This window comes from Streptomyces griseofuscus, assembly GCF_014673495.1.
GTDB classification, from domain to species: Bacteria; Actinomycetota; Actinomycetes; order Streptomycetales; family Streptomycetaceae; genus Streptomyces; species Streptomyces murinus.
On the sequence record NZ_CP051008.1, the window covers coordinates 1 to 15,910 of the forward strand.

At 68.4% G+C, this 15,910-nt stretch carries 10 protein-coding genes; 6 read left to right on the plus strand and 4 right to left on the minus strand.

All coding sequences use genetic code 11. The features are described 5' to 3' along the window. The first annotated feature begins 7,679 nt into the window (after positions 1–7,679). The 4 genes from HEP81_RS40970 to HEP81_RS40045 all read left to right on the plus strand — a co-directional run bounded on the left by HEP81_RS40970 (position 7,680) and on the right by HEP81_RS40045 (position 13,124). Positions 7,680–7,862, plus strand: coding sequence for a hypothetical protein (locus HEP81_RS40970; protein ID WP_207748350.1), 183 nt, complete (start codon positions 7,680–7,682; stop codon positions 7,860–7,862). A 3,781-nt stretch (positions 7,863–11,643) separates the two neighbouring features. Then, complete coding sequence (tpg, locus tag HEP81_RS42030; protein WP_243279863.1) at positions 11,644–11,985, plus strand: telomere-protecting terminal protein Tpg; 342 nt, start codon at positions 11,644–11,646, stop codon at positions 11,983–11,985. A 102-nt stretch (positions 11,986–12,087) separates the two neighbouring features. Beyond that, positions 12,088–12,861, plus strand: a complete 774-nt coding sequence (locus HEP81_RS40040) for a hypothetical protein (protein WP_106980124.1) — start codon at positions 12,088–12,090, stop codon at positions 12,859–12,861. Continuing rightward, entirely contained in the window at positions 12,858–13,124 is a 267-nt protein-coding gene (locus HEP81_RS40045) for a hypothetical protein (protein WP_037664299.1), read from the plus strand. The genes HEP81_RS40040 and HEP81_RS40045 overlap by 4 nt, the downstream gene beginning before the upstream one ends. A gap of 229 nt (positions 13,125–13,353) precedes the next feature. Here HEP81_RS40045 and HEP81_RS40050 read toward each other — a convergent pair whose 3' ends face one another. Next, positions 13,354–13,773 (minus strand): hypothetical protein, encoded by a 420-nt coding sequence (locus tag HEP81_RS40050; protein WP_037664300.1) that lies wholly within the window; start codon positions 13,771–13,773, stop codon positions 13,354–13,356. Positions 13,774–13,897: 124 nt separating this feature from the next. Here HEP81_RS40050 and HEP81_RS40055 point away from each other — a divergent pair, with 124 nt between their 5' ends. Beyond that, positions 13,898–14,128, plus strand: a complete 231-nt coding sequence (locus HEP81_RS40055) for a hypothetical protein (RefSeq protein WP_037664301.1) — start codon at positions 13,898–13,900, stop codon at positions 14,126–14,128. Continuing rightward, the gene (locus tag HEP81_RS40060) at positions 14,118–14,375 is read left to right on the plus strand and encodes a hypothetical protein (protein ID WP_037664303.1); all 258 of its coding nucleotides are present in this window, start codon (positions 14,118–14,120) and stop codon (positions 14,373–14,375) included. Before HEP81_RS40055 ends, HEP81_RS40060 begins: the two co-directional genes overlap by 11 nt. A 191-nt stretch (positions 14,376–14,566) precedes the next feature. Here HEP81_RS40060 and HEP81_RS40065 read toward each other — a convergent pair whose 3' ends face one another. From HEP81_RS40065 to HEP81_RS40075, 3 genes are all read right to left on the minus strand, one after another. Next, entirely contained in the window at positions 14,567–14,851 is a 285-nt protein-coding gene (locus tag HEP81_RS40065) for a hypothetical protein (protein ID WP_190276128.1), read from the minus strand. A gap of 141 nt (positions 14,852–14,992) precedes the next feature. Continuing rightward, complete coding sequence (locus HEP81_RS40070) at positions 14,993–15,433, minus strand: RapZ C-terminal domain-containing protein (protein WP_037664304.1); 441 nt, start codon at positions 15,431–15,433, stop codon at positions 14,993–14,995. A 40-nt stretch (positions 15,434–15,473) separates the two neighbouring features. Then, positions 15,474–15,821: a hypothetical protein gene (locus tag HEP81_RS40075; protein ID WP_037664305.1), complete on the minus strand. Its 348-nt coding sequence runs from the start codon at positions 15,819–15,821 to the stop codon at positions 15,474–15,476. Between the last annotated feature and the right edge of the window lie 89 nt (positions 15,822–15,910).

Below are 15,910 nucleotides of genomic sequence, written 5' to 3' on the forward strand. Positions count from 1 at the left end.
GATGGAGCCGGTTCTCCATGACGAGGAATCGTGTCGGCGTCCCGGATGGTCGAATGGGGAACGTGGCTGAAGGAGCAGTGTGCCGCCGATCACGAAAGACGTACGTGCTCGAAACTGTGGCACGAGCGCGCGCGAAGTTGAGTGTTGTGCTGTGGCCAATGGCCGGGTGAAGCCGGCCAGGACGTGTCGGACGGTCTTGGCACTACAAAAGTCAACGACGCCTGCCGGGCTACCATCGGTCGCGGCTCGGTGTGTTCTCCACACCTGGCCGCGCCGCAGTCGCCAACAGCTGGTGCGCCGGTCAGCCGGAGGGAGACCTTGCCGGTGTCGCTCCTCGTCCACAACCAAGGATCTACAAGAACCCCCCGGCCTTAGGGGGTGCGTCGGGGAACAGCGCCGAGACCTCGGCCCGGAGTACAGTGCGCGAAGCTTGGGTCGTGATGCAGCTCTGCACGTGACGCTGGGTTCCGTGGCACGCCGGGCGCGGAGGTTGCACATTCCGTGAGAATCTTAGTCGACGCCCGTGTTCCTTGGCCCCGAGTACCTGAGGAAAAGGATCAATGAGCTGCCGATTGCGAATCACTTATGACCGTGTCGCGCCGTTCGTCAATCGGCCCTCTTCGCTGCAAGGGCAGCGTTATGTCGTCCGAAATGAACGGCTACTTTCGGGAGCGCGCGCTCGATGGCTGGCGGTGTCCAACCCCGACGGGCCGCCGAGTTCGACCCCCTACTCAGATCTCGCCCGCCGTGCGGGACTCAGATCCCGCGCGGTTACGTCCGACGCCCATCCTGATGGCCGCGAGGCGCCCGTACGCGGCGACTCGGATATTTCGGAAAGTGACAAGGCTCTGGTCCAAGGAGCGGAAGTCGGAGGTGATAGCGCGCGTCGCCGGAGGGCAGACGCCAGGCTCTGCACAAGCGTTCAGTGGTACGGTGTCGACAACCATGCGATCGACGGCGCGCACTGTCGCGACCCTCTTCTGGCAGCTGTCAGAATAACTCTCGGTTCATTCATTGTGTAGAGCGCCTGCCAGCGTGGAGAAGGTGCGGCGTACGATGCCGGTTGGCGGTGAGTCGTAGGTGGCCGGAGTCCAGCTCGGGGACGTAGGTGATGTCACTCGCGCTCTGGAGCGATGAGGTCAGGGTTTCTGGGACACAGCGTGTAGGAATTGGACTGGTGGGCGGCACGATCACACGCACAGCCTTCATGGCGTGGGGACCTGCCGACGCAATGGCTCGACAATTCGCCCATGCTGTCATTGGTGGGGTCAGGGCTCGGAGGCACGCGCGTGTTCCTGGAGCGAGTCCTGACTACCCCCGGGAGAATAGTACGGCGGATTAGAGCGTTGGCTGGATCGTGTCTCCGCGTCTGCGACGTACGTTCGTTTTTCGTCGTGGAAGCCCGAAGGGAGCGAACACACCGTGCGTGACTGTCAACAGCCCCGAGGCAGCGAGCCCAGGACTGCGCTGGGACTCAAGGGTGCGATTCGACGCTCGCTGGCTGTGTCCTCTGCGGAGCAGGGCTTCGTCGGGCGGGTGCATCGTCGCCGCTAGCGCAGGCAAGGGAGCTGGAGTCCGCTACTTCGCTAGGCGCGAACCGGCCCCGGAGCACAGCGGAGAAGATCGCTGCCATCCCCCAGGACGCGCGCTCGCGGGTGCGCACGAATCTACGCTAGCTGAGCCCTGCTCCCAGCGAGCGCCTCGTAGCCCTGGCGAGGCGATCCTCGAGGCCGATCCGGCGTCGTCCATGATTGCGCCGAGCGCGCTGTTTCGTAGACCGTGGGCGTTCGCGTACGTAGCGTCGGTGGACTGCGGCGTCGGATCTGTGGTCGAGGCGTTGCCCGAAGGATGTGTTCGAAGATATCTTCGGAGTTGCATTTCCCGAGTCATAGGCCGAAAAGGGCGCTGGGGTATGTTACGTCGGAACGTCGCGGACATGGCAGGGTTTGGACCGGTTTGTCTGACAACCATGGAGCGGCCTGCCCGAGGCGCTGCTGTCTCTGCGCGTTCAGGCGGCATTGTGGACGCGCTCGGCGTCGAAGTGCAGAACGGATGCGGACGGCACAGTGGGCGATAGAACAGAGCGTTCCGCGCTACAGCTGCTGGGAGTTGGGTCAGAACCAGCATCCGGTACGCACCGACGGTGGAAGTGACGCATGCTCTCGGCCCTCAGAGCGACCTCGGCCGACGTTCCCGACGCACCGCGAACCAGCGGATGGAGGCAGCCCGAAGGCAGCCACTTCAGTGGATTCTAAGCGAGGGTTCGGAGACGCTCAGACGACACATGGCGCATCGCGAGCTTGGCTGCGATCAATAACGCTTGACTTAGCTGTCTGCACTGTGCTCGCCTATGAGAACTGAGCGAGCACCGTCAGCTTCGGTCTTGACATCAGTTCCGCTTTGAGCCGTGGTCTGAGATTGCGGCCTTCCCGAGCAGGTTAAACTTGCTAAAGTCGCGCGATACTCGACACTAGTGGCACAGCCACGAACACAGACTTGTACTTAGAGCGTCGCGCTAACGCGTGTCGCAAGACCGGTGTACCAGTCTTGAAATCGGAGGTCAATGTCAGCGTGCTTGAGCTCTAGCAACACGCCGCGTGGAGCGCACTCCGCTGCATAACGACACGTAATGTGCGCTGGCGAACGCTTCGCGACGTGAGGGGTTCCGGCGGTGTGCCCGAGTAAGAAAAGAGAAATCATCCAGCGGCACAAAGATCAACGACCGTGACTCTCAGGCCAGGCCCTGCGATCTTAAGAACGCGTACGTGAACATTCATCCAGGAGCCAGAACACTCATGCGCGGTCAAGACGGAGAATACGTGTGCGATATTGGATCACAAAATGGAGAGTAGTGATCAGTTTCTCATCTGAGTGCCCAGTAAGTGCTGGTCTGCTGGGATAAGCTGTCTTGCCGTGTATGATTCGTTCCGAGAGATGGTCCGTTGGCTGCGGCGGTCGTCTAGCGTGTAGGAGGGATCGGGCTGCTAGCGTCTGCTTGTGTCGCTGCTTTGCTCGATAGTGTATCGGGAAGTTGGATTTACGGTAGCTGGACAGAGGCAGGTTGCAGCTTTCGTGTGGTCAGCGGTATCTGCGATCGGTAAGCGATGGTGCTTTCTGGCTAACGCGACGTTATGAGCACAGCGCTCTCGCGGTCGAGTAGTCAGCACGGCTATCAGTCGACGGGACTCGGCGACGTGTGAAGCTGGTGATGCGCGAGCAGTTAGTCACGTTTGTGGTGGGACGCAGATCGAGATGTTGCCGCGTGGGTGAGGAGGCGGGACACAGTGCGCCGTACAGTGAGGCCTTGCTGTCAAACGGGCCTCGCGGTGAATGATCGGTGTCTTCGTGGTAAGGAGTAGTACTTGGACGGCGCCTTTCGGTGCTCAGGGGGGTGTCCGTTTGTTTGGTGTACATCGTCGTTGATGGCGAGACCGCAGTATGATCACAGAGAGCGGCTATAGCTGTCGTGGTGCCTTCTTGGCGGGGGGCTGGGTGGGGGTCGGGTAGAGGCGTCGGCGGATCGTGCGTTGCGGAGACCTGTGAGTTTCGTGCCGCGAGGCTGGGAGAACGCGTTAATAGAGGTGGTGGCGGGCGAGCCGAGTTGTCGCTCTCGAGCGGTCGGATAGCTAAGACGCTGATGTAAGACGTGGGAACGCGGTGACTCAATACGGGGGCTATACGCGGCTGCTAGAGCACCGTACAGGACCACGGGTCCGTCAGACCGGTGCGTGCGGGGCTTAGAACCTCGTGGGCGAGCATGTCGGGCTCGTTCTTGCTGATCCGAAGGCAAGGTGGTGTAAAGATAAGTCCAGTGCGACGCATCAGTGAGCTGGGCGGTGGCTCGGGCTGCAAGAACGGTGCCCATGCAGTGGTCGCCAGCATGTGGCTCGCAGTGGAGCTCGCGGGTGCATAGGGAGTGCGCGCTTCGGCTCGAACGGCTTGACGAACGCGTTGCCGGTGTGGGAGCATGGCATGACGGGTTTGGATGTGGCTGGTGGTTCGTGATACTGTCGTTGCGTCGCAGCGGGCTGTGAGCGTGCCGTGTCGGGGGCAACCTCGGGTGGCTTCGGAGGCTCGATAGATCGTAGCTCCTGAAGCTGCGATGGAGGCGCATGCTGTGTGGCGCCGATGATGCACGAGCGGGTGGGCGTGCCCGTGCCGATGCGGTGCCGGACCGATGCTCGCGACTGAGGGATACGGATGAGAGGGCGGGGGAGCGAACGACCGGGGCTGGGCTGTCGCGCTCGTGGGGTGGTGTTGCTTTCGTCTCTCGCGCCAGCGACGTCAGGCGGCGCGTGGTGGCGTATCGATGGGGTGGTGAGCCGTGCTGGAGAGAGCGTGGATCGAAGAGATGAGGGATCCTGTCAGGCGCTGCAGGAGCGGCGAGGGCTGGAGTGCCGTGTGGGTGAAGCGCTGGGCGGCGTCGAGGGAAGCTGGCTCTCACGACCCGAGCTCTCTCGGTAGCGCAGCCTGGACGTGCTGGTTCGTGGCCGGGCGCGAGATACGGGCGGGCTGACCGTCGACGCAGTCGGAGACCGGGTGAACTTCGCTCTGGCCTGGCTCGCACCCAAGGGCTCCGGGATCGGGCGTGCTGCGCGACGCGGCCTGTGCGCTCGTGCCGCGGTGGGCACGCTCGGTAGTTGTGCGTCATAGAACGTGCGAGGAGTTCGGGTTTTAGGTTTGCGTGTTGATCCTTGAGCGTTCGAGAGTGGATAGCTGGCTGTCCCTCTGCGGTTCACTCGGAGTGTAAGCGGACGCGTGGGGAGGGGCCGTGAGAGGCCACGGCGGTGCGGTCGAGCATGCTGAGGACACTCTGCACTCCAGGCTCTCACGTTCTTGTGTTAATTCTGCGAGAGGTTCTTCTAGGCTATCTCTGGTGTTCTTTCGCCGTCGAAGGCGTGGTGGGAGACTCGGCGTAGCAGGACAGCGCGTGTGCGCGTGGCGACGCAACGCATACGGCGGCCCGTAGCCGCAGGAGAAAGCGATAGAAAGCCCGTGAATAGCTCCGAGAAGTTGGCCGTCGGGCCTGGCCGGGTGGGCGCACTGATAGCCCCGGTGTTTGTGCTGCGGTGCGTGGACGGTGGGGCTCAGAGCTCGGCGACGGGCAGACACGCGGCAGGCAGTAGGGTCCTCTGCCGCCGCAGGACTGCGGGGGCCAGTTCTGGCTCCGGATTCTGGGAGCGCTCGGTCGGATAGGCGAGACAAAGCCTGGCCAGTCGGGCGATTCTCAGATGCGCACCGTGCGGCGCAGCTCTGGTGTGGGAGGCGGGCTGCGGACGAGTCAAGGGTGGAGGTGGAGGCGTTCGTCGGGTAAGGCGTGGTAGCATTGACCTGCTCTGCTGCGACCGTCTAGGTGCGGCGCGTGGACAGACTTGGCTTCGGCGGTGCCGCGCGACCGGTGGAGTCATAGGATGCTGGATCGGAAGGTGCTATTGCCATCCACAGAGTGCAGCAGCCTGCGGGAGACACGGAGTTGCGAGAATGCTGCATCAGAGTGCTGGTGGGCGAGGTGAGGCGGGATCGCCGGTCAGGCTGCTCGCAGCGACTCTGCATGCCGCGACAGCGACTGCGGTGCCAGATGACCCGCGGTGTGCCGCCCCGAACAGCCGGTGGACGAAGACCGGATCGCCCGACCGCTCCGAGGACGAAGCGCGGCAGGCGATGCAGGAGCCATGCGACGTATCACGGGGGATGCGCCGTCATAGGGGCTCAGACCATGCGGCGCAAACTGAGATAGGCAGATCGCAGCGGCGGCCCTGCCCGGTGGCCCAGCTGCATAAGTGCGCGTCGGCTCGCAGTTCGACGGCCGCGCGCAGGCGGGCTCGCTCGATACTGCGTCGCGACGTTACGAAGGCGCGGATCAGGTGCGACGGTTGGGCTCCGGTGATTGCCGCGACGTGCATCGCGGCCGAAAGCGTGCCGACTCCGGAGTGGCTTGAGTTCGCAGCACCTTCGTCAAGCGAGACCAGGGTCTTCGCTCCTCATGGGAGTGACGCTGTACCCGCAGCAGGGTCGCTCGCAATAGCTATATGCGCGCGCCGACGAGTCAGGTCACACAAGAGTTGTGACAGGACCACAAGGGATACGACACAGGTAGGCGATCATAGGGCCAAGACCTGCTTCACCCGGACACGGCAACGTCCACGCGCGCGGAGCGTGTTTCACCACAGAGTAGCGCCCGGCGCTACGGGAACTGGACTCGGTTCTCCATGGGGGGGCAGGGCGTGAGCGGCGGCGGAACGTCAGGGGTTCGACTGGGCGGGTCCGCGCGCGGGCCGGCGATGGAGGCGGCCCGGAAGAACGGACGGGCGGCGAAGAGGCGAAGCAAGAGGCACATGAGGGCGCTGGCCGAGCCATCAGAGTCGTGAATGGGTGCGCAGCTGACGAGAGGAATGGGAGGGATGGCTGGATGCTGCTGGCAACCGTCGAGCTGTCGGGCGTGGAGTTGGCGGCGGGTGCATGGAGCTTCGTGCCGGGAGGCGGTGGCGCGCAATAGCTGTGTCCCTCGTGAGCTGGCACGGGCGACACCGTTCCAGCCGCCGCAGTCGCGAGACCAGGGAACTGCAAATCCGGCTGGCTCACCAGTGTGCCCCGGGTCGATGGCTTGGGGCGCGAAAGGCCCCGCTTGGAGAGACCGCGTCTCCGCGGCGCAGGCCAAACAAGGCGGCGGCCGCCGTCGATGCGGCAGCCCTGGGATCCTGGCCCGGCGCTGGCTTCCGCCCGGCCGGCGTAGTCGGCAGACCGCTCGGCCCGGGGCCGCCCCGGTTTTCGGCCGGACGCGGGACGACGGCGGTGCGAAGGATCGCCGCGGCATCGCTGCGCCGCGCAGGTCGGCCGGGCCGGGTGACCCGAGCATCGGGCAGCGGGTGGAGAGGCAGACGCGACGATTGCGGGGCATGTCCCGAGCGCGTATCGCCGCGAGACGGACGTCGCGGTGAGGACGGGAGGCCGGCCGCGCCGTTCGCGCCACGTCCGAGCGGCGCCGCAGGCTAGGTGTCCCGCGCGGCGGCTGCGCGGGCCCCGTGCGCGAGTAAGGACCGGACCGCCGGATGGCGCTGGCATGCCCTGGAGAACACGGCAATGGGCCGGACTGGCAACGCGCGACTGCACACAGCGGCTGCAAGCGCCGCGTTTCAACATGACATGCGAGAACAGGTTGCGCCCGCTTTTACCGCCGCGTGTTGCAATCCTGCCGGTTGCGCGATTCATGCCGGATTGAGTGCGCGAATAATGCGCGATCGGGTATGCTCGTCTATTGGAGGTGACTTGTGTCATGAGAACGTTGACGAGAGCTGTTCAGCGGTCGTGCGTTGCTAGGAGCAGTCGCGCAGGACGACTGCCGGACATGCGGAAGAGGTCTGGGGAGGCGGCGGGCTGATCAGGCGCCAGAATGCCACGGCGCTTGGCGCCCGCGGAGCCGTGGGGAACTGGAGCTGCAAGAGCGAGCGCGGCCGCCGAAGCGAACGCGCCGCTCGCCGTGGTAATGAGGGCCACGCGCGTTACCCGCCAGTCGGCCGACGCGCCGCCCTGCTCCGACTCCGTGGTCCGGAGGCGTTCACGACGCCACGGCGTCCGCCGCGGGTCGAAGCGCGGCGGCCGGCTCGCCGGCTGCTGCGTACGTCGGCGCCGCGTGAAGCCCGCTCGCGTCGTCGCGGCGCGCCGGGTGCGAGAAGAAGGCGGTGGCGAAGAAGACCAACGGGCGCCGCGACGGAGCCGACGTCGACCGCGCTCGAGAACGGACGCTGCGCGTCGTCGACTGCGAGGACGGGCAGGTGTCCGCGTACTACGTCGCACGTGTGCGGCTGCGTCACTGGACGTGCCCCAGCCAAGACGATCCGTCCGCCTGGTCGACTGGACGCTGACCGAGGGCGCCTCGTCAGCGCGCGCTGCATCGCAACGGCGCGACGCGCACCGATCGCGTCGATCTCACTGCGGCTGTAGCGCTGGAGCGGTTCGGCCTGCACCGCCTGTCGGAGGCGAGCGCGCACGCGGCGCATCCCGGTCGGCCCACATAGGTGTGGTCACGCAGATCGAGCGCGCGGGCTGCAGATGACCCTCAAGCGGGCTTCGGCCCCATGGGCCGCTCTATCCGCGACCGAAGGCTCCCGCGGCGCTGCGTCAGTCGTGCATTCTGTCATGGCAACGCCCTGGACGTGCCCGCGAGTGGGGACGGAAGGACGACCGGAGCTTCCTGCTGACGATGCACCCGACCCGACTGGTCCAGTACTTCGGGCTGTACGCGGCCCGAGTGATGAGCGCGCGGCTCCACCTGCGACGACCGCCTGGAGCTGATGACCAGCAGCTGCGCCGCACGCGCGGAGAAAGAACCTCGGCGACGCGAGTTCGCGCGGCCGTACAACGATGGACGCGCTCACACAGCTCTACGTGGTGCCAGTGCGAGTCCCGACGAACACCCGATCACTCAGGGCCAGTCGCGCCGGCACCACATGCGCGCCGCGGCAGAGATGGCTCGTGATGAGGAGCCCTATCGACTGTGCGGCCGCTGACCGATGAGGAGTGGCCCACCCGTACTGTCGTGTCGACCTCAACATGTCGTTCGCCGCAGCAGCGACGGCTCGTCAGTCGGGCTGATGGGCCGACGCACTAAAAACAACCCTGGCGTTTCGACCCGTCGCTGCCGGCTCGTGGCTGTCGACGCTCTCCCAGTCGACGCTGTCGCGCCGGGTCAACACCTGCACGGTCGACGGCTCCGGCTGCCGAGCCCGTTCACAGCCGAAGGGCGACACCCACCCGAGGGCCGGCTGGATACGCCACGCCCACCGTGCAGTATAGCGGTGGAGCTCGGTTTCTTCGACGTTGCGTCCGATCGAGGGTACGTCGCAACGCAGAAACGCGCTACTGACTCCTGGTACAATGCGCTCGCGCGACGCGTACGTCGCCACGATGGCCTGACATGGGCGTCACCACCGACCTCCAGGGCCGAGGAGTTCTCGAGGTCGATAGCGCGGCGCAGCAGGTCGACCGCGCTGCTGGCGCTCCTGGCAGACCGCGGATCAATGGCGACGGCGGAGGGCGCGATCGGAAGTTGAGGCAGCAGCTCCGGGGCCAGTGCCGTATCTACGAGCCGTACCCGGCGCGTGGAGCGGGTGAACTGGCGCCGACATACCGGGCCGCCGTGACTCGCGAAAGCAGCGGTGGGCTGCACCGCAGAGCTGATGAAGACGGCGGCGCGCGCGCTCTACCCGGTCGCCGATCGGCAAACCGATCGCATCGTCTACCCCTCGCCCGGCGTCCACGCTGGACGTCCTGCGACACGCGGGCAAGCCGGTACGGCGCTTCGGCTCGGGTCTCGCCGGATGGTCCAAGCACCAGGGCACCGAGACGTCCTGTGGCGCGGAGCAGCAGTCTGGAGGTAGCGCGGCGGCGTCTCCAAGCTCTCCACCTCATCAAGACCGACAGACGCGCCGGAGAGGGGAGTAGAGCAGTGTGGACTGCTCGCTCGTGCGACTGCCTTGGACGCGCGCTGGAGGGGGCGTCACGCCGCGTATCGCAGAGCGCCAGCGCAGATGAATGTCTGGTCAAGCAGCTCAAGGCACCAAGCCGCCGCCCAGGCGCTCGGGATCGTCCTAGTCTGCAGGGCCGTGCGAGCGGTACGTCTCAGCGCATAGACCATGAGCGGCCCGCCAGGACTGCGCGGCTGCGCTGGATGCGCGAGGTGAAGAAGCGGTGGGCTGGGCCGCAGATCCGCGCGTAATGGCGAGGAAGAAGCGTCGTCGCACGAAAGAAACTGGGCTGCGTCGGATCGTGCACCGCACGCGCTGCCGCTTTCGGGTTCGAGCCGCCGGAGCACGTACGACGATGCCCGGATGGGCGTGCGACATCACAGGCTGCCGCCGAGTAACGGCGCCGACTAGTGTCTTGTTCAGTCTCCGGGAGGAGGGCAAGAACGTGACCAGCCTGCGGCAGATCGCGGCCCGACGGTCCTCGCGAGCATGTTGATCTGAGATAGGTCCGCGCGAACAACGCAGGGCCCAGCGGCTGGGTCAGTTGAGTTCACGCCCACTGTGGTAGCGGCTCGAAATCGAGCTCCTGACTCACCGCGACGCCCACAAAGGGGCCCGACCGCGCACGTCGCGAGCCGGACGACTACTGCGGGTCGGGCCGGCCTCGCCCAGGCGCGAGCCGCACGCGCGACGCGCGCGCGGGACGACGTCGGGCAGCTGGCGGGAGGCGCGGCCGGGATGAAGAACATACCCGGTCCATGCCGAGCGCCGTCACGGTGGCGCCTAGCAGGCCCAACGAGACCACCGACGGAGTCGTCAACCGAGACCTCATCATCGGAGTGGGCCGCAGAAAGCGACCTGACGGCAACCGAACACAGCGAGCCGGGGATCACCGCTCCCCGGCAACGGCTGAGCGGGCGCCGGTGGCGGCCACACCGCGCCCACGCGTGACACTCAGCCGCGCACGCAGAACAGCACGGCCGCCTGGCGCAGCAGCACAGGCGGCGCCACCGAGGCTCAGACGTCACCGCGGGAGCATTGCTCGCGCCTCGTAGCCGGACCTGGGAAGGAAACAAAACCAACAAGTGTAACATCACCGCAGTCCTCGACGGCGATACCACCCACCTCAACGCACCGCAGCAGGCCCTACGCGCCCGCGCTCGTCATCCCACTCGCGTGGTCCCCTCTTCGGTCATCAGGTCACAGGGCCGGAACGTCACTGGTCAGCGCTCGCTCTTCGCCCACAGAGCGCCACTCCGAACGGGTGGAGATCGCCGCCTCGATCGCTCGCGCTCGAGCCCGCGCCGCGAGGGTTAGGGTCCAGCTCCTGAGCTGCGCCGCACAGGAGCACAGCCGGTGCGGCTGCTCCGCGACGTTCAGCAGTCGCCCGCTCCGTCAGCAGCGCGCGCCCTGCGGCGCGCTCCTCGTCAGTCGACGGCGTGCGCCACTCCGCACTGCGCGAAACCGCGCCGCGGCGCGCCCGCCTCTGCAGCACACAGACCCGAAGGCCAGGCGGGCCCAGCACCTCGCGGAGCGTTAGACGGCGGCGCGCAGCCGCTCCCCGTGCCGCTGCGCCACGCGCGTTCGTAGGCAACTGCACGCCGTCGACCGGCCGACGATCCGGCTTTGTGCTCGGCGCGCGCACCACACACGGTACTTCGCGCCTGACGTCGCCGTCCTCGGATGTTGCGGTACGCGGAGCAGGCCACCTGGTAATGCCACCGCGCCGTGTCTCGGCGCCGGCCCCACAGCCGCGCGCGCCCCGCCTCGAGTTCCTGGCGTCCGCGCAGACGCACACCACGCGGCCGGGCGTCCGCAGCGGCGTCGTCGTCATGCTGTCGGGACGGTAGGCAGACCCGCGCGCGCCCGGCGGTCCGTCGGCGTCGGTCTCTTGTCCACAGGGCTGCGGCGGTGAGCTACCCCGTGACCGAAGAAGAGAAGGCAGAGAAGGCAGCACAGGCGGCCCAGACGCGCGCCAGGTTCATGGAGGGCCTCGCCGCGTGGAGCGCACCCTGTTCACGGCCCGCGCCGAAATCCGCGCGAGCCCAGATGAATTCCTTCGCAAGCGGGAGAAGGGCTCCACCAAGAGCCTGGCGGAGCGGCTGGGCGTCTCCCGCAAGACGGTGCAGCGCTACCTCTCGGGCGCCTCCACCAAGCGAACAAGCGCCTCCAGGAGGCGTTGGTCCAGGAGACCGAGTCGGAGTGGCAACCGCAGGTCAAAGCACAGGCGAGGCAGCACGCGAGTACCTCGGGCGGGCTCGTCATCAGCTTCCGGGCCACCCTCGGATTCACCGCGAACGGGTCCTCGGACGACGACCGGGTGCGGGACCTCAGCATCGCCGTGTCGCCCTCCCACGCGGCCCTCATCCTCGCCGCGCAGGAGGAAGGTGCGACGGACTCAGCTCTGCATGATGCCGTCGCTGAGGCCATAGCGGACGCCTATTTCCGTCAAGGCGGTGGAGGACGAGCGAGCTTGAAGGTGAACTTCACGGACGTCCAGCGGCTGGACATAGCGTTTTAGCAGCGCGGAATTCGAGCGTGCTGTAGACCTGTGTGACCGGCCCGCCCAAGCGCTTTTCCGGGCAGGCCATCTTTTCCATATCTGAGTTGAAAGCGAGTCCTGATGAACACGTCCGACGGGTGGCGGCCCCGCCGTGTCCCAGAGGCCCGCGGCCGCGCCGGCACCCCGCGCGCGCCGGTCGACTACGCGAAGATCGGCCGGTCCTCGGTACGCCGCCGCGCGCGGGGCATGACGCACAGCGAGGCCGTGGCGGCGCTCGAAGCAGCGGAACAGCAGGCGCACCTGGACCGCCGCGACGAATCCGCCTTCGACGACGGCGGCCGCCGTGCTGCGGAGCTCGCGGAGTGGCAGCGCGTCGTGCAGCTGCTCGCCGCGACCGGCGGCCCGTACGACCCGGAAGCCGACGTCGTCGTCCAGGAGGAGCTCACCGAAGACCGCCGCCGCGAGGAAGCCGAGCAGCAGCGCCGCCAGGAGCAGCAGCAGCTCGCCGACCGGGCCGAAGAACTCGCCCGGCTGGGCGGGGCCGGCCAACTCGATCGCAGCGTCCCGAGCCGGGCCGGGGACGAAGCCGCCCGCGACCTCCTGGAGGAAAACCGCGACTACCGCGTTGCGGAGGTCGACGCCTGGCTCGCCCGCTCCCTCGCCGACCAGTCCGGCCACTACGCCGACCCCGCCGCCCGCACGGCCGCCGCTGGTTCGCTGCCCGTTCCGGTGCGCGCCCACGCTGCGCTGCTCGCCGCCCTCGCCCGCACCGGCGCCCCGGTCGGAGGCGGCCTCGAGTTCGCCGGGCGCCTCGCCCAGGCCGACCCGGCCGCCACGACCGCGCTCGCTGCGTGGCTGGAGACCGCGGCCGCGGTGAAGGGCGGCACGGCGTGAGCGCGGCGGACGAGGTGGTGGCCACCTGGAGCGAGCACAGCGAGATCGGCCACCACTACGAGGACCTGCTCGCCGACGGCTCGGTCATCGCCTGGACCGAGCCGCCCTTCGGCGAGACGCTCTACCCAGGCGACGACGACCCCGACTACAACCCGATCTGCTCGTGCTCGCGCGTCCCGCGCCAGTTCTGCATGGAGTGCGCCGGCTGCGCCGCCTGCGGGCAGTGCACCGGCCCGCACGTCTGGCCCCCGCTCCAGACCTGACAACCCGTTGTCACGCTCACCGAGGGTGACAATCGGTTGTCACGCCCCCCTGTCACGTCGGTTGTCACGTTGCCGGAAGGCCGCGTGACAGCCCCTGCCCGGAAGCCCATCAATTCGGGCATTCCGACGCGGAAACGGCCTGGAAACCCCTCTCCGGGCCGTTTCCGCGTGACAGGCGCGACAGCGTGACAACCCCTCCCGGGGTGATCACGCTCCGTGCGGGGCTGGGTCAGGGGATCTGCCGGACCGAGGCGTCGTGGTGGCTGGTGGAGACGGGCGTATCCACCGGGTGGAGCCAGCGCAGCGGCACGGTCAGGGTGCCGATCCGCGGCAGTTCGACGGGCTCGCCCTCGGCGTCCAGGAGCATCCCGGAGACCTGGTAGCCGCCCCTGGGCGGGAGGCCGGCCTCCTGCGCCTGGTCCTCGGTGAGGTCCACCGTGACCCGGGTGCTCGCCCTCATCACCAGGCCGTGCGCGGTCCGTGCGGCGGTGTCCACGTCGACCACGGACAGCGGGAAGTACGTACCGCGCAGCCAGCTCAGCGGCCACCAGGAGTCGCCCATCGTCTCCGGCCGGTACCGGCGATACGGCAGCGCGAACGGCACCTCGCAGCGGTAGGTCTCGCCCACCCGGACGTCCTTGGTGCGCATACCTCCAGGGTCCTCCCCGCCGGGCGCCGCCGCTCGGCGCCGGGTTTCGTCCGTACCGTCCCGGAGCGCCCCGCCCCGGCGCTACCGTGAACAGACACGCCAGCAACCCGCCCAGGAGCCCCGGATGAGCCAGCAGCCGGCCCCCGCGCCCGCCCGCCAGCCCCTCGATGAGCACGCCGCCGAATCGGTCCTCGCGTACGCGGCCGCGGAGCGCGCCAAGACGGACGTCCTCGCCTCGGTCCTGGAGGACATCGCGGCCAACGGCTACCCGGCCCCGGAGTCCGGCGTGCCGTGGGAAACCGCCCGCGACGCCCACCTCGCCCGCCTCGCCGATGAGCAGCCCCGTGTCGCCTGAGCACGGAGCGCGCCGCTCCCAGGTCGTCATGGTGGAGCCCGCGCTCACCCAGCTCGCCAAGCTCACCGCGCACGAGACCCACCGCCTGGACCGCGCGATCGTCGCCATCAGCGTCAACCCGGAGCTCGGCACCGAGGTGCCCGGCACCCTGCTGCGCGACTACGCCGACGAGGTCGACGGAGTCCGGGTGATCTACTACGTCACCGCCCTGCGGACCATCACGATCGTGGCGTACGTCGAAGCCTGAGCAGCACATGCAGCAGCGCCCCGGACCGCGAAGGTCCGGGGCGCTGCTGTGTCTGCTGCACGGCGGCCGGCGGGGTGCTGCACGGCGAGCCGGCGGCCGGGCGGCACACGGGTGCTGCTCGTGCAGCAGGGCCGGTGCAGCGGGGCAGCGGAGCCGTGCAGCGCCCGGCCCGTGGGCCTGCTGCACGGCGGTCAGTCGCCGTCGGTGGCCCACCGCTCCATCTCGCTCGGGTCCTTCTTCAGCAGGGTGTCGCGGCGGGACTGGGCGGTGGCCCGGGTGACGCTCATGGAGCTCGCCAGCTCGCCGTAGGAGCCGCCCCGGGCGGCGTGCTGCCGCACGGCGGCGTCCCGGATGCCCTCCAGCCGGTTCATCAGCCCGTCGGACATCAGCACGGTGGTCGCGAGGTCCTCGGTGCTCGCACTACCGGCGCGCAGCTGCGCCAGGCCGTGCAGGACGGCACCGAGCCGCATGGCCATCTGCCCGACGTCGTCGCCCAGCGCACGGGGCGTCGGCGGCGGACAGAGGGATCGTGAGGTCAGGGACGGGGGCGGGGGCGGTGTTCTCGGGCTCGGTGGTCACCGGGTTCCTCCTGGTGGTGTTCGGCGGCGGGGCGGTGCTCAGCGGTCGACGACGTCCTTGTCGAGATCGCGGTGGTGGAGGTCGACGGCCAGGCCGCGCCCCTCGTACCGCGCGGCTAGATCGGCGACCCGGTACGCGGCGGCGGCCTCGGTGTCGCCGGACAGGGCGGCGGCGAGCGCGTCGGCCACCGTCGCGGAACGGTGCCGGCCGCCCGCGCAGCCGACCGCGACGGCCAGCGGCTCGTCCTGGCGCGGCCCGGCGAGGTAGGCGTCCACGGTCGCGGCGATGGCGTGCACCAGCGCCAGGACGCCGTCGGTGGCCATCACCGCCTCGCGCACGGGGGCGTCCCGGGCGGTGAGGTAGCGCAGCTCCGGACGCAGGTGGGGGTCGCGGAACTGGTGGCGCAGGTCGTAGCAGGCGCGGGCGTCCGGCTGCGGGCCGTGCAGGTAGCCGAACGAGGTGATGGCCACGGTGAGCATCGCGGGCGCTCCTGGGGGAGGTGAGGGGTGCGGGAGGGGGTCAGAGCCACTGGAAGGCGCGCCGGACGTCGCCCGCGGCCCCGGAGAGGTTGTCGGCGTGCAGCCGCACGTCGAAGTCGTACGGGTCGTCGGCCGCGTCCATGACGCGCTCGGAGGCAGCGTCGAAGACCCCGGCGAACGCCTCGTGGACACCGGCGGCCTTAAGGGCCTGGACGATGTCGTCGTGGTCGGCGCCGCCGCGCCGGACGGCGTCGGCGAGCAGGTTGAGCGCGGCGGCCGCGGCCGGGGCGAGCACGGCCAGGTCCTCGCCGACGGCGGTGGTGCGGGTCCGTTCGACCCCCGTCTCGATGTGGCTGATCCGGGCGAGGGACGTCGACTGCTGCTCCATGAGGACTCCGATCAGGGGCGCGGTGGGCGGGGGAAGGTGGCGGTGGAGTGCGTGCCGGAGAGCGATGACATTCGGGGCCGGCCTCCCGG